Annotated in this window: 20 protein-coding genes; 15 read left to right on the top strand and 5 right to left on the bottom strand. The window is 62.3% G+C overall.

Annotated elements, in window-relative coordinates; all coding sequences use genetic code 11:
* The first annotated feature begins 57 nt into the window (after positions 1-57).
* The 11 genes from aroQ (at position 58) to QMX97_RS13255 (ending at position 13,151) form a co-directional block, all read left to right on the top strand.
* Entirely contained in the window at positions 58-513 is a 456-nt protein-coding gene (gene aroQ / locus QMX97_RS13305) for a type II 3-dehydroquinate dehydratase (RefSeq protein ID WP_012721999.1), read from the top strand.
* 24 nt (positions 514-537) lie between these two features.
* Positions 538-1,002: an acetyl-CoA carboxylase biotin carboxyl carrier protein gene (accB, locus tag QMX97_RS13300; protein WP_065900279.1), complete on the top strand. Its 465-nt coding sequence runs from the start codon at positions 538-540 to the stop codon at positions 1,000-1,002.
* Between the two features lie 17 nt (positions 1,003-1,019).
* On the top strand, positions 1,020-2,381 hold the full coding sequence (gene accC, locus QMX97_RS13295) for an acetyl-CoA carboxylase biotin carboxylase subunit (protein WP_065900276.1): 1,362 nt from the start codon (positions 1,020-1,022) through the stop codon (positions 2,379-2,381).
* A 293-nt stretch (positions 2,382-2,674) separates the two neighbouring features.
* On the top strand, positions 2,675-3,553 hold the full coding sequence (prmA, locus tag QMX97_RS13290) for a 50S ribosomal protein L11 methyltransferase (protein WP_282397054.1): 879 nt from the start codon (positions 2,675-2,677) through the stop codon (positions 3,551-3,553).
* 30 nt (positions 3,554-3,583) lie between these two features.
* Positions 3,584-4,810: a DUF3426 domain-containing protein gene (locus QMX97_RS13285; protein WP_282397053.1), complete on the top strand. Its 1,227-nt coding sequence runs from the start codon at positions 3,584-3,586 to the stop codon at positions 4,808-4,810.
* A gap of 185 nt (positions 4,811-4,995) precedes the next feature.
* The gene (gene dusB, locus QMX97_RS13280) at positions 4,996-6,009 is read left to right on the top strand and encodes a tRNA dihydrouridine synthase DusB (protein WP_016976994.1); all 1,014 of its coding nucleotides are present in this window, start codon (positions 4,996-4,998) and stop codon (positions 6,007-6,009) included.
* The gene (fis, locus tag QMX97_RS13275; protein ID WP_002555375.1) at positions 6,006-6,326 is read left to right on the top strand and encodes a DNA-binding transcriptional regulator Fis; all 321 of its coding nucleotides are present in this window, start codon (positions 6,006-6,008) and stop codon (positions 6,324-6,326) included. Before dusB ends, fis begins: the two co-directional genes overlap by 4 nt.
* Positions 6,327-6,408: 82 nt before the next feature.
* Entirely contained in the window at positions 6,409-8,016 is a 1,608-nt protein-coding gene (purH, locus tag QMX97_RS13270; protein ID WP_065900272.1) for a bifunctional phosphoribosylaminoimidazolecarboxamide formyltransferase/IMP cyclohydrolase, read from the top strand.
* Between the two features lie 177 nt (positions 8,017-8,193).
* Positions 8,194-9,486 carry a phosphoribosylamine--glycine ligase gene (gene purD, locus QMX97_RS13265; RefSeq protein ID WP_065900269.1) on the top strand — a complete coding sequence of 431 codons (1,293 nt, stop codon included), beginning with the start codon at positions 8,194-8,196 and terminating at the stop codon, positions 9,484-9,486.
* Between the two features lie 101 nt (positions 9,487-9,587).
* Positions 9,588-12,359, top strand: a complete 2,772-nt coding sequence (locus QMX97_RS13260; protein ID WP_120447534.1) for a hybrid sensor histidine kinase/response regulator — start codon at positions 9,588-9,590, stop codon at positions 12,357-12,359.
* Positions 12,360-12,554: 195 nt separating this feature from the next.
* A complete protein-coding gene (locus QMX97_RS13255) occupies positions 12,555-13,151 on the top strand; it encodes a MarC family protein (RefSeq protein WP_003217330.1) in 597 nt (198 codons plus the stop codon).
* Here the strand turns inward: QMX97_RS13255 and QMX97_RS13250 are convergent.
* The 5 genes from QMX97_RS13250 to cobG all read right to left on the bottom strand — a co-directional run bounded on the left by QMX97_RS13250 (position 13,148) and on the right by cobG (position 18,496).
* A complete protein-coding gene (locus tag QMX97_RS13250; RefSeq protein WP_065900265.1) occupies positions 13,148-13,927 on the bottom strand; it encodes a hypothetical protein in 780 nt (259 codons plus the stop codon). The two genes, QMX97_RS13255 and QMX97_RS13250, sit on opposite strands and share 4 nt — an antisense overlap.
* 235 nt (positions 13,928-14,162) lie before the next feature.
* A complete protein-coding gene (gene cobJ, locus QMX97_RS13245) occupies positions 14,163-15,800 on the bottom strand; it encodes a precorrin-3B C(17)-methyltransferase (protein ID WP_282397052.1) in 1,638 nt (545 codons plus the stop codon).
* Positions 15,800-16,531 (bottom strand): precorrin-2 C(20)-methyltransferase, encoded by a 732-nt coding sequence (locus tag QMX97_RS13240; protein WP_282397051.1) that lies wholly within the window; start codon positions 16,529-16,531, stop codon positions 15,800-15,802. Before QMX97_RS13240 ends, cobJ begins: the two co-directional genes overlap by 1 nt.
* The gene (locus tag QMX97_RS13235; RefSeq protein WP_016972527.1) at positions 16,531-17,157 is read right to left on the bottom strand and encodes a precorrin-8X methylmutase; all 627 of its coding nucleotides are present in this window, start codon (positions 17,155-17,157) and stop codon (positions 16,531-16,533) included. Before QMX97_RS13235 ends, QMX97_RS13240 begins: the two co-directional genes overlap by 1 nt.
* The gene (gene cobG / locus QMX97_RS13230; protein WP_282397050.1) at positions 17,150-18,496 is read right to left on the bottom strand and encodes a precorrin-3B synthase; all 1,347 of its coding nucleotides are present in this window, start codon (positions 18,494-18,496) and stop codon (positions 17,150-17,152) included. Before cobG ends, QMX97_RS13235 begins: the two co-directional genes overlap by 8 nt.
* A 38-nt stretch (positions 18,497-18,534) precedes the next feature.
* On the opposite strand from cobG, the gene cbiE reads away from it, so the two are divergent.
* The 4 genes from cbiE (at position 18,535) to QMX97_RS13210 (ending at position 21,353) form a co-directional block, all read left to right on the top strand.
* The gene (gene cbiE, locus QMX97_RS13225; RefSeq protein ID WP_282397049.1) at positions 18,535-19,740 is read left to right on the top strand and encodes a precorrin-6y C5,15-methyltransferase (decarboxylating) subunit CbiE; all 1,206 of its coding nucleotides are present in this window, start codon (positions 18,535-18,537) and stop codon (positions 19,738-19,740) included.
* Entirely contained in the window at positions 19,737-20,459 is a 723-nt protein-coding gene (locus QMX97_RS13220; RefSeq protein ID WP_282397048.1) for a cobalt-precorrin-6A reductase, read from the top strand. Before cbiE ends, QMX97_RS13220 begins: the two co-directional genes overlap by 4 nt.
* Positions 20,460-20,589: 130 nt before the next feature.
* Positions 20,590-20,868 carry a hypothetical protein gene (locus tag QMX97_RS13215; RefSeq protein ID WP_120447528.1) on the top strand — a complete coding sequence of 93 codons (279 nt, stop codon included), beginning with the start codon at positions 20,590-20,592 and terminating at the stop codon, positions 20,866-20,868.
* Positions 20,865-21,353, top strand: a complete 489-nt coding sequence (locus tag QMX97_RS13210; RefSeq protein WP_120447527.1) for a PIN domain-containing protein — start codon at positions 20,865-20,867, stop codon at positions 21,351-21,353. Before QMX97_RS13215 ends, QMX97_RS13210 begins: the two co-directional genes overlap by 4 nt.
* The last annotated feature ends 217 nt before the right edge of the window (positions 21,354-21,570 follow it).

Genomic DNA, 21,570 nt, shown 5'->3' with positions numbered 1-21,570 from the left:
CTTTGCGGCATAGTCGCCGGGTTCTGCCGTACCCACATCAATAACAAGGAACAGCCGATGGCGACCTTACTGGTTCTTCACGGACCCAACCTGAACCTGCTCGGCACCCGCGAACCGGGCGTCTACGGGGCAGTCACCCTGGACCAGATCAACCTTGACCTGGAACGACGGGCGCGTGAAGCCGGCCACCATTTGCTCTACCTGCAAAGCAATGCCGAGTACGAATTGATTGATCGTATCCATGCCGCGCGCGGCGAAGGCGTGGACTTTATTCTGATCAATCCCGCCGCTTTTACGCATACAAGCGTTGCATTACGTGACGCGCTGCTGGCGGTGAGCATCCCATTCATCGAAGTGCACTTGTCGAACGTGCACAAACGCGAACCTTTCCGCCATCACTCCTACTTCTCCGACGTAGCGGTAGGAGTGATCTGCGGCCTTGGCGCCAGCGGTTACCGATTGGCCCTGGAGGCCGCCCTGGAACAGCTTGAACAACCGGCCAAGCGCCCCTGACCGACCCTTGGGAGTTGATGATTCATGGATATCCGTAAAGTTAAGAAACTGATCGAACTGCTGGAAGAATCCGGTATCGACGAGCTGGAAATCAAGGAAGGCGAAGAGTCCGTACGGATCAGCCGTCACAGCAAGACCCCGGCCCAGCAGTTCTACGCACCACAAATGCAAGCGCCGGCTCCGGCCGCTGCTGCTCCGGCCGCCGCACCTGCCGCCGCCGCTGCGCCAGCAGCACCTGCTGCGCCAGTGCTGAACGGCTTCGTGGTCAAGTCGCCAATGGTCGGTACCTTCTACCGCACCCCGGCACCGACCTCGCCAGCCTTCGTTGAAGTCGGCGCAACCGTGAAAGTGGGCGACACCATCTGCATCGTCGAAGCGATGAAAATGATGAACCACATCACCGCTGAAAAAGCCGGCGTCATCGAATCCATCCTGGTAGAAAACGGTCAGCCGGTTGAGTACGACCAGCCGCTGTTCACCATCGTTTGAACCGCGGAGCGCCTTCGATGTTGAAACCTGCGAAGAAACTGCAAAAAGTCCTGATCGCCAACCGCGGCGAGATCGCGCTGCGTATCCTGCGCGCCTGTAAGGAAGAGGGCATCAAGACCGTCGCTGTTTACTCGACGGCCGATACCGAATTGATGCACGTGAAACTGGCGGACGAAAGCATCTGCATCGGCCCGCCACTGGCCACGAACTCGTACCTGAAAGTCTCGAACATCATCGCCGCGGCAGAAGTGACCGGCGCTGACGGCATCCACCCGGGCTACGGCTTCCTCGCGGAAAACGCCGATTTCGCCGAACAGGTGGAAAAATCCGGGTTTGCCTTCATCGGCCCGAAAGCCGAAACCATTCGCCTGATGGGCGACAAGGTCTCGGCCAAGGACGCGATGATCGCTGCTGGCGTGCCAACCGTTCCAGGTTCCGACGGCCCACTGCCTGAAGACGAGGCCACCGCCCTGCGCATTGGTCGCGAAGTCGGTTACCCGGTGATCATCAAGGCCGCCGGTGGCGGTGGTGGTCGCGGCATGCGCGTGGTGCACAAGGAAGAAGACCTGATCGAAGCCGCCAAGCAGACCCGCTCCGAAGCGGGCGCCTGGTTCGGCAACCCGATGGTCTACCTGGAGAAGTACCTGACCAACCCACGTCACGTGGAAGTGCAGGTATTGTCCGACGGCCAGGGGCACGCCATCCACCTGGGCGACCGCGATTGCTCGCTGCAGCGCCGTCACCAGAAGGTACTGGAAGAAGCTCCGGCACCGGGCCTGGATGAAAAAGCTCGCCAGGAAGTACTGGCTCGCTGCGTCAAGGCGTGCATCGACATCAACTACCGTGGCGCCGGTACCTTCGAGTTCCTCTACGAGAACGGTCGTTTCTACTTCATCGAGATGAACACTCGCGTGCAGGTAGAGCACCCGGTTTCGGAGATGGTCACCGGTATCGACATCGTCAAGGAGATGCTCAGCATCGCCGCCGGCAACCCGCTGTCCTTTACCCAGGACGACGTGAAGATGCATGGCCACTCCCTGGAGTGCCGTATCAACGCCGAAGACCCGAAGACCTTTATCCCAAGCCCTGGCCTGGTCAAGCATTTCCACGCGCCCGGCGGCAACGGCGTCCGTGTGGATTCGCACCTGTACAGCGGCTACAAGGTTCCGTCCAACTACGACTCGCTGATCGGCAAGCTGATCACCTGGGGCGCGACCCGCGACGAGGCCATGGCCCGTATGCGTAACGCCCTGGACGAAATCGTGGTCGACGGCATCAAGACCAACATCCCGCTGCACCGGGAACTGGTCCGTGATGAAGGCTTCTGCGAAGGTGGTGTGAACATTCACTACCTGGAACACAAGCTGGCCAACCAGTAAGTGCTCCACCCAACAAAGCCGCCTTCGGGCGGCTTTGTTGTTTGTGAGCCCTGTGAAATTGGCTCTTGTGGCGAGGGGGCTTGTCCCCCGTTGGGCTGCGCAGCAGCCCCGAAACCTGATCTTGAGATTGACTTGGAGAAATCCGGCGACCTCATGGGGCTGCTACGCAGCCCAACGGGGGACAAGCCCCCTCGCCACAACAAGCTCCCTCGCCACAGGTCATGCTCTCGCGTAAACTTGCGCGCTTTCGCGACCCAGCAGTCGCACATTCATTTTATTCAAAGGTGCCCGCCATGCCTTGGCTGCAAGTCCGTCTCGCCATCAGCCCAGAACAAGCCGAAACCTACGAAGACGCTTTCCTCGAAGTCGGCGCCGTCTCGGTGACCTTCATGGACGCCGAAGACCAGCCGATCTTCGAACCCGAACTCAATACCACCCCGCTGTGGTCCCACACCCATCTGCTGGCCCTGTTCGAGGACGGCACCGATGCCGCCGCCGTGCTGGCCCATATGGAACTGCTCACCGGCGGCCCGCTGCCCGAGCACCACAGCGAAGTCATCGAAGACCAGGACTGGGAACGCAGCTGGATGGATAACTTCCAGCCGATGCGGTTCGGCCAGCGCCTGTGGATCGTGCCGAGCTGGCACGCCGCGCCGGAGCCGGACGCAGTCAACCTGCTGCTTGATCCGGGCCTGGCCTTCGGCACCGGCACCCACCCCACCACCGCGCTGTGCCTGGAATGGCTGGACGGCCAGGACCTGACCGACAGCCACGTGCTGGACTTCGGCTGCGGCTCGGGGATCCTGGCGATTGCCGCCCTGCTGCTGGGCGCCAAGGAAGCCGTCGGCACCGACATCGACGTGCAGGCCCTGGAAGCTTCGCGCGACAACGCCGGGCGCAACCACATTCCCGAAGATAAATTCCCACTCTATCTGCCCGAGCAATTGCCCCAGGTGCAGGCCGATGTGCTGGTGGCGAACATCCTCGCCGGCCCGTTGGTTTCCCTGGCGCCGCAGCTGTCGAGCCTGGTCAAGCCGGGCGGCCGCCTGGCGCTGTCGGGCATCCTTGCCGAGCAGGGTGAGGACGTGGCCGCTGCCTACACCAAGGATTTCGAGCTGGATCCGATCGCCAACCGTGATGGCTGGGTACGCATCAGCGGTCGTCGGCGCTAGAATGAGCGCTTGCCTGAATCGGATGGCCGCATGACCGACAGTTTCGTCACCCAGTGCCCGCATTGCCAAGCACGCTTTCGCGTTAACCACGCTCAATTGAGCGTGGCCCGCGGCGTGGTGCGCTGCGGCTCGTGCCTGCAGGTGTTCAATGCGGCACGCCAGCTGCTGGAGCAGCGCGCCCAGCAGGCGCCGGCACCGGAACCTGTCGAGCCAGCCGCAGAGGCCCCGCGGGCGATCAGCCAGAAACAGTGGACCGCCGAAGAATTGGACCTGGACAACCTCGACCTCGACGTGGAGCTGGCCAAGCTGGAGCGCCGCGAGATTCAGCACACGCAGCCCTCGGGCGCGGAGCGTCGCCAGGGCGGTTCCGACCGTCGGCAAAAGGAAGAGGCCCTCAGCGCCAGCCGCGATACGGTCAAGGCCGAGGAAGAAAAGTGGGCGGCCAGCCTGTTCAGCGAACCACCGGAAGAACGCGTCCAGGTCGTCGAAGCCCCTGAACCGACCAAGACACCTGCGACCCGCCAGCGCACCGAACCGTCGATGTCGTTCCACACCGACGATATCGACGACGAACCGCCGCTGCGCTCGACGCTCGAGGACGACGAACTCGATCCCCCCGTCACGCCCGTCATCGAGGCGGTCGAGGAACCGGAACCCGAAGAACGCCCGCAACCCCGACGCAAGCGCCCTCGCCCGTCCACCGGCGTTCACGACGATGTCCTGCAGGACCTCGAAGACGACCCGCTGCACCTCTACGCGCAAAAACGTGCGTCGGGCTGGGGCCGCCGCCTGCTCTGGCTGTTGCTGGTGCTGATCGCCGCCGCCGGCCTCGCCGGCCAATACATCGCCTACCAATTCGACGACCTGGCCCGCCAGGACGCCTACCGCCCATGGTTCCAGCAACTGTGCCCCACCCTGGGCTGCACGGTGCCGTCACGGGTCGATATCGCCCACATCAAGAGCAGCAACCTGGTGGTACGCAGCCACCCGGAGTTCGCCGGGGCGCTGGTGGTGGATGCAATCATCTATAACCGCGCGACCTTCTCCCAGCCCTTCCCGCTGCTGGAGCTGCGTTTTGCCGATTTGAACGGCAGCCTGATCGCCAGTCGTCGGTTCAAGCCCGCCGAATACCTCAGCGGTGAGTTGGCCGGCGTGAGCGAAATGCCATCACAGACGCCGATCCATATCTCCCTGGATATCCTCGATCCAGGCAACAAAGCCGTGAATTACAGCCTGAGCTTTCATTCGCCCGAGTGAATCGGTTCATGCACAGAGGCTTGACGGCAGATTCTTGACTAGGCGCCGGGCAACCAAACCGGCGGCGATAAAGAAATTGCTGTTCAGATTTTATCCAATTCAGCCTTTATCCAGTCATCGAGAGCGGGTATCATGCCAACCCTTTTTCGAACTCTAATGATCCGGCCCCACAACAGGGAAGTCCTATGTCGGCGGTACGCATCGGCCCATACACATTGCAGAACGGCTTGATCCTCGCTCCTATGGCGGGCGTCACCGACCAGCCCTTTCGTCAGCTGTGCAAGCGTTTGGGCGCGGGTCTAGTAGTCTCGGAAATGGTCACCAGCGACATGAGCTTGTGGAACACCCGCAAATCGCGGATGCGCATGATCCACGAAGGTGATCCCGAGCCCCGCTCGGTACAGATCGCCGGCGGTGATGCGCAGATGCTGGCGGATGCGGCCCGGGCCAACGTGGAGTTGGGCGCACAGATCATTGATATCAACATGGGCTGCCCGGCCAAGAAGGTCTGCAACAAGGCCGCAGGGTCCGCCTTGTTGAAGGATGAGCAGTTGGTCGCCGAGATCCTGCAGGCCGTTGTCGCCGCAGTGGATGTGCCGGTCACCCTGAAGATCCGTACCGGCTGGGACCGGGACAACAAGAATGGCCTGACGGTGGCGAAGATCGCCGAACAGGCGGGCATTACAGCGCTGGCGGTGCATGGGCGCACCCGCGCCGATCTGTACACCGGTGAAGCCGAGTACGACACCATTGCCGCGATCAAGCAGGCGGTGTCGATGCCGGTCTTTGCCAATGGCGATATCGACTCAGCCGAGAAAGCCCGGCGCGTGCTGCACGCTACCGGTGCCGATGGCCTGTTGATTGGCCGGGCCGCCCAGGGGCGGCCGTGGATTTTTCGTGAGATCGAGCATTTTCTGCGTACCGGCGAAGTCTTGCCGGCACCGGAGTTGATCGAGGTGGAACGTATTCTGCTAGAGCATCTGGCCGCCCTGCACGCCTTCTATGGAGACGTGATGGGAGTACGCATTGCTCGCAAGCATGTCGGCTGGTATCTCGCAACCTTGCCGGGCGCCAGGGAGTTTCGCGCCCACTTCAATCGTTTGGATGATACGGAAGCACAGTGCGCCAACGTTCGTGAGTTCTTCAGCGAGCGTTACAAGAGCCTGGGGACAGGGGACGGAGAGGGGGTGGCCGCATGACGATGATGACCGAGACTTTAGTGAGTGGAACAACACCCGTGAGCGACAACGTCAATTTGAAACAGCACCTCAACACGCCGAGCGAAGAAGGCCAGACCCTTCGCGGGAGTGTCGAGAAGGCGCTGCACAATTATTTCGCCCACCTTGAGGGCGCTTCCGTCACGGACGTGTACAACCTGGTGCTCTCCGAAGTCGAGGCGCCCTTGCTCGAAAGCGTGATGAACTACGTCAAGGGCAACCAGACCAAAGCCAGTGAGCTGCTGGGCCTCAACCGTGGCACCTTGCGCAAAAAGCTCAAACAATACGATTTGCTGTAAGCATTCAATCAAACCAGAAAGGCGCCCGCGTAAAAACGGTCGCCTTTTTTGCTGACTTCCTTTGCTTTTGATGGAAATTGAAATGACCGACCAGACTACCCGCCTGCCGATCCGCCGCGCCTTGATCAGTGTCTCCGACAAGACCGGGATCCTCGAATTTGCCCGGGAGCTGGAAGCCCTTGGCGTGGAAATCCTCTCCACGGGCGGGACCTTCAAACTGCTGCAGGACAACGGCGTGGCCGCAGTAGAAGTGGCGGACTACACCGGTTTCGCAGAAATGATGGACGGTCGGGTCAAGACCCTGCACCCGAAAATCCACGGCGGTATCCTCGGCCGTCGCGGTACCGACGACGCCATCATGAGCGAGCACGGCATCAAGCCGATCGATCTGGTAGCCGTCAACCTGTACCCGTTCGAAGCCACCATCAACAAGCCAGGCTGCGACCTGCCGACCGCCATCGAAAACATCGATATCGGCGGCCCGACCATGGTTCGCTCGGCAGCCAAGAACCACAAAGACGTGGCCATCGTGGTCAACGCCAGCGACTACGCCCAGGTGCTCGAAAGCCTGAAAGCCGGCGGCCTGACCTACGCCCAGCGCTTCGACCTGATGCTCAAGGCGTTCGAACACACCGCCGCCTACGACGGCATGATCGCCAACTACATGGGCACCGTGAACCAGGCGGCTGAAACCCTCAGCACCGAAGGCCGTAGCCAGTTCCCGCGCACCTTCAACAGCCAGTTCATCAAGGCCCAGGAAATGCGCTACGGCGAGAACCCGCACCAGAGCGCGGCGTTCTACGTGGAGGCCAAGCCGGCCGAAGTGGGCATCGCCACCGCGACCCAGCTGCAAGGCAAAGAGCTGTCCTACAACAACGTGGCCGACACCGACGCCGCGCTTGAGTGCGTGAAGAGCTTCGTCAAGCCAGCCTGCGTAATCGTCAAGCACGCCAACCCGTGCGGCGTGGCCGTGAGCCCGGACGCTGAAGGCGGCATCCGCCAGGCGTACGAACTGGCCTACGCGACCGACACCGAATCCGCATTCGGCGGCATCATCGCGTTCAACCGCGAACTGGACGCCGAGACCGCTAAAGCAATCGTCGAGCGTCAGTTCGTCGAAGTGATCATCGCCCCTTCCGTCAGCGAAGAAGCCCGCGCCATCGTGGCAGCCAAGGCCAACGTGCGCCTGCTGGCCTGCGGCGAGTGGTCGGCTGAACGTGCCGCTGCCTGGGACTACAAGCGCGTCAACGGCGGCTTGCTGGTACAGAGCCGCGACATCGGCATGATCGGCAGCCAGGACCTGAAAGTGGTGACCAAGCGCGCACCGACCGAGCAAGAGATCAACGACCTGATCTTCGCCTGGAAAGTGGCCAAGTACGTTAAATCCAACGCCATCGTCTATGCCAAGAACCGCCAGACCATCGGTGTCGGCGCTGGCCAGATGAGCCGCGTCAACTCGGCGCGTATCGCCGCGATCAAGGCCGAACACGCCGGTTTGCAGGTGGTCGGTTCGGTGATGGCATCCGACGCGTTCTTCCCGTTCCGCGATGGCCTGGACAACGCTGCGAAAGCCGGTGTGACCGCCGTGATCCAACCGGGCGGTTCGATGCGTGACGCCGAAGTCATCGCGGCGGCAGACGAAGCCGGCATCGCCATGGTCTTCACTGGCATGCGCCACTTCCGTCACTGATCCACTGCCGTGAAGCGGCAAGGTTCAAGCTGCAAGCAGCACGTAAAAGCACAGCTGCCTCGCTTTTGCTGCTGGTTGTAGCCTCTAAAATTCATAGCTGCAGGCTGCCTTCAGAGCGATACAGATTGCTCTCAACGTGCAGCTTGCAGCTTGTAACTTCCTTCGAAGGAGTCTGACTTGAACGTCCTCATCATTGGCAGCGGTGGCCGTGAACACGCCCTGGCCTGGAAAGTTGCCCAGGACCCTCGCGTCCAGAAAGTATTCGTCGCCCCCGGCAACGCCGGCACCGCCATCGAAGCCAAGTGCGAGAACGTCGCTATCGACGTGCTGGCGCTCGAGCAACTGGCGGATTTCGCTGAAAAGAACGTCTCCCTGACCATCGTCGGTCCGGAAGTGCCGTTGGTGGCTGGCGTCGTCGACCTGTTCCGCAGCCGTGGCCTGGATTGCTTCGGCCCTACCGCCGGCGCGGCCCAACTGGAAGGTTCCAAGGCGTTCACCAAGGATTTCCTGGCACGCCACAAGATCCCGACCGCCGACTACCAGAACTTCACCGAGATCGAGCCGGCCCTGGCTTACTTGCGTGAAAAAGGTGCGCCGATCGTGATCAAGGCCGACGGCCTGGCCGCTGGCAAAGGCGTGATCGTCGCCATGACTCTGCAGGAAGCCGAAGACGCCGTGCGCGACATGCTCGCCGGCAACGCCTTTGGTGACGCGGGTTCGCGCGTGGTCATCGAGGAATTCCTCGACGGCGAAGAAGCCAGCTTTATCGTGATGGTCGACGGCAAGAACGTGCTGCCGATGGCCACCAGCCAGGACCACAAACGCGTCGGCAACGGCGACAGCGGCCCGAACACGGGCGGCATGGGTGCCTACTCCCCTGCCCCGGTGGTTACCGCCGACGTGCACAAGCGCGTCATGGACCTGGTGATCTGGCCCACCGTGCGCGGCATGGCCGATGAAGGCAATGTGTACACCGGTTTCCTCTACGCCGGCCTGATGATCGACAAAGCCGGCAACCCGAAAGTCATCGAGTTCAACTGCCGCTTCGGTGATCCGGAAACCCAACCGGTGATGCTGCGCCTGCAATCGAGCCTGGTGCTGCTGGTCGAAGCCGCATTGGCCCAGGCCCTGGACAAGGTCGAAGCGCAATGGGATCCACGCCCGAGCGTCGGCATTGTGCTGGCAGCCGGTGGCTACCCTGCCGACTACGCCAAGGGTGATGTGATTGAAGGCCTGGACGCTGCTGCTACGCTGGAAGGCAAAGTGTTCCACGCGGGCACCGCGCTCAAGGATGGCAAGGTTGTCACTGCGGGTGGCCGCGTGTTGTGCGCCACCGCGATGGGTGCCAGTGTCGACGCCGCGCAGCAACAGGCGTACAAGCTGGCCGCAAAAATCGACTGGAAAGGCTGCTTCTACCGCACTGATATCGGCTATCGCGCCATCGCGCGGGAACGCGGCGAGCACTCGTAAGTCGCTATCCGTTCGGTTAGGTAAGGGCCTCTGGCCCTTGCCGTACTCATGCCACCCCGCGCATAGTTAACCCGTGCATCAACCTACGAAGGGATTTCGCCGTGCGCTGGCTCAGGATCGCCATAGGTTTCACTGTCAGCCTGCTGACACTGCTCTGCTTGTTCCCGGCCCAGGCCGCCGCGCAAGGCAGTGGCTGGGCAGTATTGCTTGATGAACAGGCCGATCTGCAGCTGAGCGACATCCGCTCTTCACGCTACACCAATCAATTCAGCCCCATTGAACTGGACCGCATTACCGCCGCGGAACCGGACGGTGCACTGTGGGTACGTTTCAAGCTGCAACCCGGCAAGCACGAGCAAGTGCTGCGGGTATTCGCGCCCGACCTGTCGCACCTGAGCCTCTACGTGCTGGACGGCGACACACTGGTCGAACAACAAAGCACCGGCACGCGCCAGCCCCAGGCGGAACGCCCGCTGCCCAGCAGTGACTTCATGCTGCCGATGCCCCAGAGCCAGAAGCCTCTGGATGTCTATCTGCGCCTGGTCTCCGAACACGAACTGCGCCCCTATATCACCCTGGAACCGGCCGTGCTCGCCGCCGCCGACCAGACCCAGACGCTGATCTACGGCCTGCTGTTCGGCTGCCTGCTGATGCTGATCCTGCACAACCTCACGCGCTTCGCCTACCACCGCTCGCGCAGCAGCCTGTGGCTGGCGGCGTGCGAAGTGCTGTTGATGCTCAGCCTGGCGCTGCTGCTCAACCTGGTAGGCCCGTGGCTGCCGAACTGGCATGCGATCCAGACCCCGGGCGCCTACCTCGCGCTGCTGCTGACCGCGCCGTGCGGGCTGATGTTTGCCTACCGTTTCTTCATGCCGCTCGGCCCGCATCCGCTGAACAAACTGTTGATGGCCGACATTCTTTTTATCGTGCTGTGCGGCCTGCTGCTGTTGTTCGTCAACACCCTGCCGCTGAACATCATCACCTACGCCCTGGTGGCCCTGGCCGGCTTGAGCATGCTGTTTGTCTCGGCCTGCCATTGGCAGAAAGGCTACCGCCCCGCACGTTTGTTCGTGGCGGCGATGGTGGTGTTCAACATCGGTACGCTGATCATCCTCCCGGCCTTGCTGGGCCTGACCATGGTCTCGCCGCAAGGCCTGATCGTCACACTGCTGGCATTTATCTGCGTCAGTGGCCTGTTGATGAGCCTGGCCCTGGGCGAACGCCAGCGTGCGATTGTCGAGGCGCGTTTCAGCCTCAGCCGTGACCTGGCCGCCAGCAACGCAGAGATCGCGGCCAAGGCCGAGTTCCTGGCGAAAATCAGCCACGAAATCCGCACCCCCATGAACGGCGTGCTGGGCATGACCGAGCTGCTGCTGGGTACGCCGCTGTCGGTGAAACAGCGCGACTACGTGCAAACCATCCACAGCGCCGGCAATGAACTGCTCACGTTGATCAACGAGATCCTCGATATCTCCAAGCTCGAATCCGGACAGATCGAACTGGATGATGTGCAATTCGACCTCAACGCGCTGATCGAAGATTGCCTGAGTATCTTCCGCGCCAAGGCCGAGCAGCAAAACGTCGAGTTGATCAGTTTCATCCAGCCCCAGGTACCGCGCGTGATCAGCGGCGACCCGACGCGCCTGCGCCAGGCGATGCTGAGCCTGCTGGAAAACGCCCTGCAGAAAACCGATGAAGGCGAAGTGCTGATCGTGGTCGCCCTGGATGACCGCAGCACCAAGCCGCGCCTGCGCATTGCCGTCCAGGACAGCGGCCTGCCAATGGAAGCCGCCGAGCGCGACGCCCTGCTGCACAGCGAACTGCACAGCAAGAACTTCCTCTCGGCCACGCGCCTGAGCGGCCACCTGGGCCTGGTGATTGCGCGCCAGCTGATCCTGTTGATGAACGGCGAGTTCGGCATCAAGAGCGGCGCCCAGCAAGGCAGCACCCTGTGGCTGACCTTGCCGCTGGACCCGGAACGCCTCGAACACCCGACCTCCGACCTCGATGGCCCGCTCAAGGGCGCGCGCGTGCTGGTGGTGGACGACAACGACACCTGCCGCAAAGTGCTGGTGCAGCAATGCACCGCCTGGGGCCTGAATGTCAGCGCCGTGCCGTCGGGCAAGGAAGCCCTGGCGCTGCTGCGTACCAAGGCACACCTGCGTGATTACTTCGACGTGGTGCTGCTCGACCAGAACATGCCCGGCATGACCGGCATGCAACTGGCGGCGAAGATCAAGGAAGACCCGAGTCTGAACCACGACATTCTGTTGATCATGCTCACCGGCATCAGCAATGCGCCGAGCAAGATCATCGCGCGCAACTGCGGGATCAAGCGCATTCTCGCCAAGCCCGTGGCGGGCTATACGCTCAAGACCACCCTGGCCGACGAATTGACTCAACGCAGCAAGGGCAACGTCCCGGCGCGCGCGCTGCCCATCGCGCCAGCGCCCGTCACCGTGCCCAGCGACTTCCGCATCCTGGTGGCCGAAGACAACAGCATTTCCACCAAAGTGATCCGTGGCATGCTCGGCAAGCTCAACCTCAACCCGGACACCGCCAGCAACGGCGAGGAAGCACTGGAGGCGATGAAGGCCCAGCGTTACGACCTGGTATTGATGGACTGCGAGATGCCGATCCTCGATGGTTTCTCCGCGACCCAGCAACTGCGCGCGTGGGAAGTCAGCCACCAACGCATTCGCACACCGGTGGTGGCGCTCACCGCGCATATCCTCTCGGAGCACAAAGAACGTGCACGCCAGGCCGGAATGGACGGCCACATGGCCAAGCCGGTGGAACTCTCGCAATTACGCGAGCTGGTGGAGTTCTGGGTCGCGCAGCGTCAACAGCGGCCAGAGCATGCGCCTACCTGACCCCTGCATGGCGCAGATCAAAATGTGTGCGGGCTTGCTCGCGAACGCGCTGTATCAGTCAAACATGTATTGGCTGACACTCCGCTTTCGCGAGCAAGCCCGCTCCCACATTGAAAGTGTTGTCGCATCACAGATAGCGCTCAGCCACAGGCCTGATAAACTCCCGCTCGCCCTCCTCCGTTGCGAGCTCCCACCATGCTCCACGTGTTGTTCAGCGTTTACCTGAAGATGCTGGTGCTCTACAGCCCGTTCTTCGTGCTGTCCTGCTTTATCAGCCTGACCCGTGGCTACTCCAGCAAGGAGCGCCGGCGCCTGGCCTGGAAAGTGGCTCTCGCCACCCTGGTATCGAGCGTGTTGCTGTACTTGTTCGGCCGGGTGATTTTCAGCGTGTTCGGCATCACTGTGGATGCGTTTCGCATCGGCGCCGGCAGTGTGCTGTTCATTTCCGCCTTGGGCATGGCCCAGGGCAAGTCCGCAGTGCAGACCGACAACGTGCAGCAGGATGTGACGATCGTACCGCTGACCATCCCCCTCACCGTCGGCCCCGGCACCATCGGCGCGCTGTTGGTGATGGGCGTCAGCCAGCCACACTGGGATGACAAGATCACCGCCATCCTCAGCATTGCCCTGGCCAGCCTCACGGTGGGCGTGGTGCTGTACCTGTCCAACCGGATCGAACGCATTCTCGGTGACCAGGGCTTGCAGATTGTCAGTCGGTTGATGGGGTTGTTCGTGTGCGCCTTGGCCGCGCAAATCATCTTCACCGGCGTACGCGGTTACCTGGTGCCCTAGATCCGGTATTGGGCAATTGCCAGCTGCACCTTGTCGCCGGCGCTTTCGCGCATCAACTGGATGGTTTTTTCGTTGACCACCGAGGTATTCAGCACCAGGCAGGTTTGCCCGCTGAAAGCCTCGGACGACGTACTGTCCCACTCCAGAAACGGCAGGCCCACCTGCTTGCTTACGCCACGGCTGCTGTAGGTCACCAGCACCATCATCACCTCGCCGTCGTTTTCGGCGCAGGACGCCACGCCGAAATCACCGCCCTGATGCAGCGTAGTGTTGCGCTTGAACAGCTCGAACGAAGCGGGGTGTTGCTTCATGGCCTCCAATGCATCGGCCGCCAACTTGGGCAGCGACGCCAGCAGTGGCCCGGCCAATGAGGTCGAGGCGAGCATGGCGGCGATCAGGTTCAGCACTGCCAATTGCACGGTCAGGCCCTTGCCGGAACTTGAGACCCGCTCGAAGCTGCTGCGCACCGGCAACCAGCCCAGGCTGATCATGACCTTGATGAATTCGTCGTACCAGGCCTCGGTACCCCGGTGCATTTTTAATACATCGCTGACGTAGCTGCTGGCCAGCAGATAGCTTTTACGGATGTACTCCCGGTTGATCCCGGACAGGCCCTCGGCAAACGAAATCACACTATTGTTGACCACCGCCGCATTGCATGGATTATTCGGGTCGAGGGGCACGGCAGGCGGCTTGCCAGGTGCCCCCGGCAACTTGTAGGCGGCAATCAACTTGCGCCTTTTGCTGCTGTTGATCCTTGCGTGATGTCGCTCCATTTTCAGTTCTCCACAAGCCCCCACATGGGGCATGTGTTCACACTAATCCAGCGGCTGCGCGGCTTGCCAGACGACAAACATCGCTTGCAAGGGCACCGCGCAAAACGCAGCCCAGCAATTACTGGGCATGCGTGCCAGCCTTCGGGTTTTCATCGATAAAAAAAGAAAAAGCCCCGAGTCACCGCAGGTAATTCCCTGGGTCACTCGGAGCTTTCTGGCGGCCGTCGAGGCGTTTTCAGCCGATGGGTTTTTCGCCGTACCAGCGCGGCGTGTACACCCAATCACCGCCACCGGCACGGGGGAAGGTGCAGGTAGTGGACGAGCCGATCAGCACCATGGTGCGCATGTCCACCTGCTCCGGCGTGAGCTGGCCCAGGGTCGTGGTGCGCAGGGTCTGGCCGGGGCGACCGATGTCACGGCCCAGCACCACCGGCGTTTCGGGGGTGCGGTGCAGCGCAACGATTTCCAGGGCGCGCCCCAACTGCCACGGCCGCGAACGCGAGATCGGGTTGTAGAACGCCAGGGCCAGGTCGGCCTGGGACGCGAGGTCCAGGCGCTTTTCGATGATCGACCAGGGCTTGAGGTTGTCCGACAGCGACATCACGCAGAAGTCATGCCCCAACGGCGCACCGGCCTGGGCGGCGGTCGCCAGCGAGGCCGAAACGCCGGGCAGGATCTGCAGGTCGACCTGGTGCCACGCGGGGTCGCTGGACTCGTGCAACGCCTCGATCACCGCCGCCGCCATGGCGAACACACCCGGGTCGCCGGACGATACAACCACCACCGAACGGCCAAGGGCAGCCAGTTCGAAGGCGTGGCGGGCGCGCTGCATTTCTTCACGGTTGTCGGTGCAATGCTGCACCTGATCGTCACGGAACGGCCCGGCCATGCGCACATAGGTTTCATAGCCGAGCACATCGGTGCAGCGCGCGAGTTCGGCCTTCACCGCCGGCACCATCAACTCGGCGGCGCCAGGGCCGAGGCCGATGACAGCAAGGCGGCCACGCACACGACCGACCTGCGACACGTCCAGCGGCTGTTCGGCGACGCTGATAGCGATATCCGCGTCTTGCTCCACGACGGCAAAGCGCAGCGGCACGGCCAATTGCGCCGCCGCTTCGTGCAACGACACGTCGGCCATCTGCGTCTCGCTGGCCAACAGGCAGGCCAGCGATTGCACGGCGATACCCGCTTCGTGCAGCGCGCTGCGCACACGTGTCGCCAACTGCGGACCCGGTTTGCAGGTGACGCACACGGTCTTCGGATAGATCAGCAATTCATGGGCAGCCGGCACGCGCTCGGCACTGCCGACGTGAATCGCCAGGCGCGCCTGCTGATCCTGTGGCAGGTTGGCCTCATCCAGCCAGGGCGCCGCCCCTTCAATGCGCACGCTTGCGCCGGCCAGCAGGTCGGACACAAAGCGCTTGCCGAGGTCCAGGTCAGCCAACTCATAACCCGCAGGCGGGTTGAGCAGGCAGGTGCCGAAACGCAGCTCGCCACTGGTGGTGATGGCCGCGGACACCTCCAGCGCACTGGCAATTTCACGGGCCATGACATTCACGCCGCCCAGGCCTCCGAGCAGCGGCACCACGGCGCTGCCGTCTTCGGCCACCGCCAGCACGGCGGGCTCTTCACCTTTTTCCAGCAGCAGTGACGCCAGGGTCCGGATCACGATACCGGCCGCGCACAGCACGATCAGCGGCGTGCCTTGCTGGTACAACTGGCGCAGGGTCGCGCCGAATTCGCTGTAGGCCTGGTCCGCGCCTTCAACCCGTCCGGCCAGGCCGTGGATCAATGCGCCCGGGTAAACCTGCTGGATCCTGCGCGCGGTGGCCAGGCTGCCCTGGCCCAAAATGACAATCGCCGGATTCATCAACCTTGCCACCGTTCACCGGGCACGATGATCAGCGAGAAGTACGGCGAAGACATCGGCTCTACCTGATCCAGTGGCACGATTTTCTGGTTGGCCATGGTCGCGCGCTCCACATACAGCGCGCGCTCGGCCAGGCCGAGTTCTTCGAGCACCTGGCGCACCTTGGGGAAGTTGCGACCCAGCTTCATGATCACCGCCGCGTCGGCATCTGCCAGGCGGCGCTTGAGGTCATCATGGGGCAACACGCCCGAGAGCACCGACAGGCTCTGGTTGCGATACACCAGCGGCGCGCCGAGTACCGAGGCACCGCCGAGCATCGAGCACACGCCGGGAATGACCTGGGCCTCATACCGCTCGGCCAGGCGGTCGTGCAGGTACATGTAGGAGCCGTAGAAGAACGGGTCGCCTTCGCAGATCACCGCCACGTCGCGGCCGGCATCCAGGTGCGCGGCCACGTCGAGGCTGGCAGCGTCGTAGAAGTTGCTGATGACTTGCTCGTACGACAGCGGCGCCGGGAGTATCTCGGTGGTTACCGGGTACACCAGCGGCATCAGGGTCTGCTGCGCGACCAGGTGGTCTTCGATAATGCCGAAGGCGTTGCCCTTCTTGCCCTTGGCCACGAAGTACGCCACCACCGGTGATTCACGCAGCAGGCGCAGGGCCTTGAGGGTGATCAACTCGGGGTCACCGGGGCCCACGCCCAAGCCAATCAAACGTCCGCGTACCGGCATTATTCGACCTCCGTGGCCAAGGCGTTCACCGCAGCGGCGGCCATCGCACTGCCGCCCAGGCGGCCTTGCATGATCACGAACGGCACGCCACGGCTGTCGGCGGCCAGCATCGCCTTGGACTCGGCAGCGCCGACAAAACCAACCGGGAAACCAAGGATCAACGCCGGCTTCGGTGCGCCGGCGTCGAGCATTTCCAGCAGGTAGAACAAGGCGGTCGGCGCGTTGCCGATCACCACTACACTGCCTTCCAGGTGCGGACGCCACAGTTCCAGCGCAGCCGCAGAGCGCGTGTTGCCCAGCTCGCGCGCCAACTCCGGCACGCTGTCGTCGCGCAGGGTGCAGATCACGGCATTGTTGGCCGGCAGCCGCGCGCGGGTCACGCCTTCGGAAACCATCCGCGCATCACACAGAATCGGTGCACCGGCGGCCAGTGCATCGCGGCCGGCCTTGCCCGCGCCTTCAGAGAACTGCAGGCCATCGATAGCCTCAACCATGCCGCATGCATGAATCACGCGCACCGCGAGTTTCTCCAGATCAGCCGGGATACGGTCCAATTTGGCTTCCGCGCGAATAATGGCGAAGGAGTTGCGATAGATCTCCTGACCGTCGCGGATGTAATCAATCATCGGTGTTGCTCCGTGGGCGAGCGCGCAGCAGGGCGCCCGCCGCTTCAATAGAAAGAGTGCGCGCGTGCAGCCGGCCGAAACCGGCGTGGGCTGCATCGCGAAAATACAGGTCGTAGTGGCCGGGGCTCACCGCCAGCAAGGTGACCGGCGCCGTGTGCGCGGCGGCGCAGGACCGTGGGCAACCGGACAGGTGCACGTCATGGCCGGGTTGCAAGGCGGCGAGTTGCACGGCGTCGGCCTTGGTGTCGGCCAAGGCCTTGCCGCAGCCGCTGGAGCCGGTGCAGGCAGTCATGTGCGCCAGCGGTTGGTCGACCGAGCAGAGGAAGCCCAACTGCGCCAGGCGCTCGGTCACCGCGTAGGGCTTTTCGATGTTGGGCAACAGCACGCCCTGCCAAGGAGTGAAACGCAGGGTGGCGTCGCCGTACTCGCTGGCGAGTTGTGCGGCGCCCTTGAGCATCGTCGCATTCAGGCGCCCCAAGGGGGCGATGGCAGCGACGTAGAACTGGTTTTTCTGCATCTGTGGATAAGTGCCGAGATGCAGCAAGGCACCACTGGGCGGGCGCTTGAAGCCGTCGATTGGCAGCAGCGGCAGCTCCAGACGGCTCATTAAGTTATCCACAGGCAGATGGCGCATGCGCGTCTGTTCTGGCGTGGCGAGGTCCAGAAACGCATCCAGCACGGCCACCACCAGTGCATGGCCTTGCGCCAGAGGCACGGCCGCCAGCGGCGCATCCAGCCCCGGACAGCCTGCCAGGCCGAACGCCAGGAGCGTCTCGCCCTTGCGTACGAACGCCGACAGCCACAGGTCATGATGATGCTCGAGCATCGCCAGGGCCTCCCCGCCATCCAGCTGCACGGCGAACTTGGCCGACAACTCATGAAAACGCGGATGGCTTTGCAGGGTGGCCAGGATCTGGTCTGCCAATGGGCGCGTGTCGAACAGCATCTGCGGGTCGATACCCGCGCTGGGGCTGAGCATCAGGTTGCGCACATCGTCGCCGGCGGCATTGCTGGGCCCCAGGCCCGCGGCGAGCAGCAGGGCGATCAAGGCTTCCTGCTCGGCGCCGATCCCACGAATCTGCAGGTTGGCGCGGTTGGTGGCCTCGATCACCCCGCCGGCATAGGCGTGGGCGGCGTCTGCCACAGCGTTGGCCTGGGCCGCCGTGATCGAACCGCCGGCCAGTTTGATCCGGCAAATGCCGCCGTCCAGCGCCTGGACGATACGCAGCAACCCCGGACAAGCCGAGGGGCGCAAGGTATTCAGAGCGGGCGTTGGGTTCACAGGGCTACCGGTTAACGGGTCAAGGCGCGGTATTATGCCTGCTTTGTCCGGCGGCATGAAAAGCCTGCCCGTCGGATGTCGTTCAAGGAATTCATATGTCGCCCTGGCTGACGGTTGTAGGCATCGGTGAAGACGGCTTCAAGGGGCTGGGCAGGAATGCCCGGCACGCCCTGTTGCGCGCCACCCGGATTATAGGCGGCCAACGCCAGCTGGACCTGTTGCCGGTGTGTATTCGCGGCGAGCGACAGTTGTGGCCGAGCCCGTTCTCCCTGGAGCCGGTGCTGGCGCGACGTGGCGAACCGGTGTGCGTACTGGCCAGCGGCGACCCGATGTTCTACGGCGTGGGCGCCAGTTTGGCGCGGCAGGTGGCGGCTGCCGAGTTGCTGGTTTTGCCGGCGCCTTCATCGGTGTCCCTGGCGGCGGCGCGGTTGGGCTGGCCGCTGCAGGAGGTGGTGACGCTGTCCGTGGTCGCCCGGCCCTTGGCGGCGCTGAATGCACATCTGGCGACCGGCGTGAGGTTGCTGGTGTTGAGCAATGACGGCAGCAGTCCTGCATTGATTGCCGCGTCGTTGGCTGAATCCGGGTTCGGGCCCAGCCGGTTGAGTGTGTTTGAACATCTGGGCGGCGTGGATGAAAGGCGCATTGACGGGCTGGCTGGGGATTGGCAACACGCTCGCGTCGCCGATTTGAACCTGGTCGCCATCGATTGCCTGGCTTCCAGCGAAACACCACGCCTGTCACGCCTGGCGGGCCTGCCCGACTCAGCCTTCCAACACGATGGCCAACTGACCAAGCGCGATGTGCGCGCCATGACCCTCGCCCGCCTCGCGCCGATGCCCGGTGAGCTGCTCTGGGATGTGGGCGCGGGCAGCGGCTCAATCGGCATCGAATGGATGCGCGCGCACCCGAGCTGCCGTGCGCTGGCGATTGAAGCCGATGCAGGCCGCCAGGACCTGATCGAACACAACCGCGATGCCCTCGGCGTGCCCGGCCTGCAACTGATCCGCGGCACCGCGCCGCAAGCGCTCAACGGCCTCGAAGCACCGGACGCGATCTTTATCGGCGGCGGCGTCACCCGCGACGGCGTGCTCGACACCTGCTGGCAACACCTGCGTCCTGGCGGTCGGCTGGTGGCCAACGCCGTGACCCTGCAGAGCGAAATGACCCTGATGAACTGGCGCGCAGAGCACGGCGGCGAACTGACCCGCATCCACGTGGCCCAGGCGCAGCCGTTGGGGGCGTTTGATACGTGGCGCCAGGCGCTGCCGATTACCTTGCTGGAAGTGGTCAAGCCGCGATGAAACGCATCTTGCTGTTGGGCGGCGTGACCGAAGCGCTGGCTATCGCACGGACTTTGGGGCCGGAGCATGTCTACAGTTTGGCCGGGGTTGGGCGCGTGCCCACTGATCTGACCTGCCACGTGCGTGTTGGCGGTTACGGCGGCGCTGGGGGCTTGGCCCAGTTTGTCCGGGATGAAGGCATCAGCCTGATCCTCGATGCAACCCACCCCTATGCGGCGCAAATCAGCCGCAATGCCGCCGAGGCCGCGCAGATCAGCGGCATCCCCTGCTGGGCACTGCGACGCCCGGCGTGGCAGCCGCAGCCGGGAGATGACTGGCGCGAGGTCGCTGACTGGGCCGAACTGATCGACGCTTTGAAACCCTTCAAGCGGCCGCTGTTCACGCTGGGTCGCGAGCCGCTGCAGCACCTCGATGAAATCCCTGCCGACCAATTCTGGACGCTACGCGCGCTAGACATGTATCCGGGGAATGAACGTTGCGAAGTGATCGGCGCACGTGGGCCGTTTCTGCTCGAAGACGAACGCGCGTTGTTTGCACGGCGCGGGATTGATGTGTTGATCAGCAAGAACAGCGGTAGCACCGCCACCGAGCCGAAACTGGAAGTGGCGCGCGAGCGTGGCGTGCCGGTCTTGGTGTTGAAACGGCCGGTGTTGGTTGCGGTGGACCGGGAGTTTTTGTCGCCCGCAGAAACAATCGATTCATTGGCAGCGTTCATGTGATAGATCAGGATCATCCGCCAACCTCTATCCGATCTATTTTTACCTTCAAGAGACGGCGATGAACCTACAACACGAAGTGCTAAACTCCAGAAGCAGTTCAAGCCCGGCCCACCGATATTCAGGAGCTGACATGATAGAAGTTAAAGAGGCTGTTAAAGTTGCAAAAGCAGCAGCCAACGATTTTCTCGGGCAAGAAATGGCGCTGAACGATTTAATGCTTGAGGAAGTAGAACTCGATCCAAACAAAAAAGCCTGGGCAATCACGCTGGGCTTTAACGTCCCAAACCCTAATAAACTCCAGAGAATGGGCGCAGCTCTTTCCGGAGAAATATTTGAACGAAAATACAAGACCTTCATCATTGACGCGGAGACTGGCGAGTTCCGCTCCATGAAGATCCGCGAGATATGATAGATACTTACATCAAGAAGTATCGAAGAAAAGGAATCATCGTTGACACTAATTTGCTACTTCTGGCACTGATAGGAGGAACGCCCAGCATCGGGGAATTCAAGAGAACACGCGGCTACAGCAATGAAGACTATCAACTTCTGCTTAAAGTAATCGATCAATTTGAAAAGCTCGTTTCAACACCCCACATTCTCGCTGAAGTCAGCAACCTGACAAATGGACTTTATGGGAGCAAGCTGCACGACTTCTATGAAACGCTAACGCACTCACTTTCCACAATAATCGAGACGCACATTCCAGCCTTGGCTATAAGTCGCGATTATGAGTTGTCACCCTATGGCCTTACCGATGTCGGTATTGTCGCCGCAGCAAAAGATAATTATCTGGTTTTGACTGACGATCTTAGAGTCGCGGGATTTGCTCATCAGCACTGCGTAGATGTCGTCAACTTCAATCACATACGCGAAGCCAGCTGGGAAGTCTAAGGTCGGCCACACGATCACGCTTGTGTACGAGTACCGCAACTCCCGACTGCTGAGTTTGCAGCGGTGTACGGATATAAGAGGTTTAGCTTCCTACCCCCCTAATGAGCTGTCGGAAATTTCTGATTGCGTACCTCACCTTTCAGACGCTGCATTCACTGTAGGCGCTGGCTTGCCAGCGATGACGCCGGAAAACCCGCCGCCGACCTCGATGGCCTCA

The organism is Pseudomonas sp. PS01298 (assembly GCF_029959745.1).
In the GTDB taxonomy this organism is placed as follows: Bacteria; Pseudomonadota; Gammaproteobacteria; order Pseudomonadales; family Pseudomonadaceae; genus Aquipseudomonas; species Aquipseudomonas aylmerensis.
Note: the sequence above shows the minus strand (reverse complement) of the source record. Positions and strands in the feature narration are given on the sequence as shown.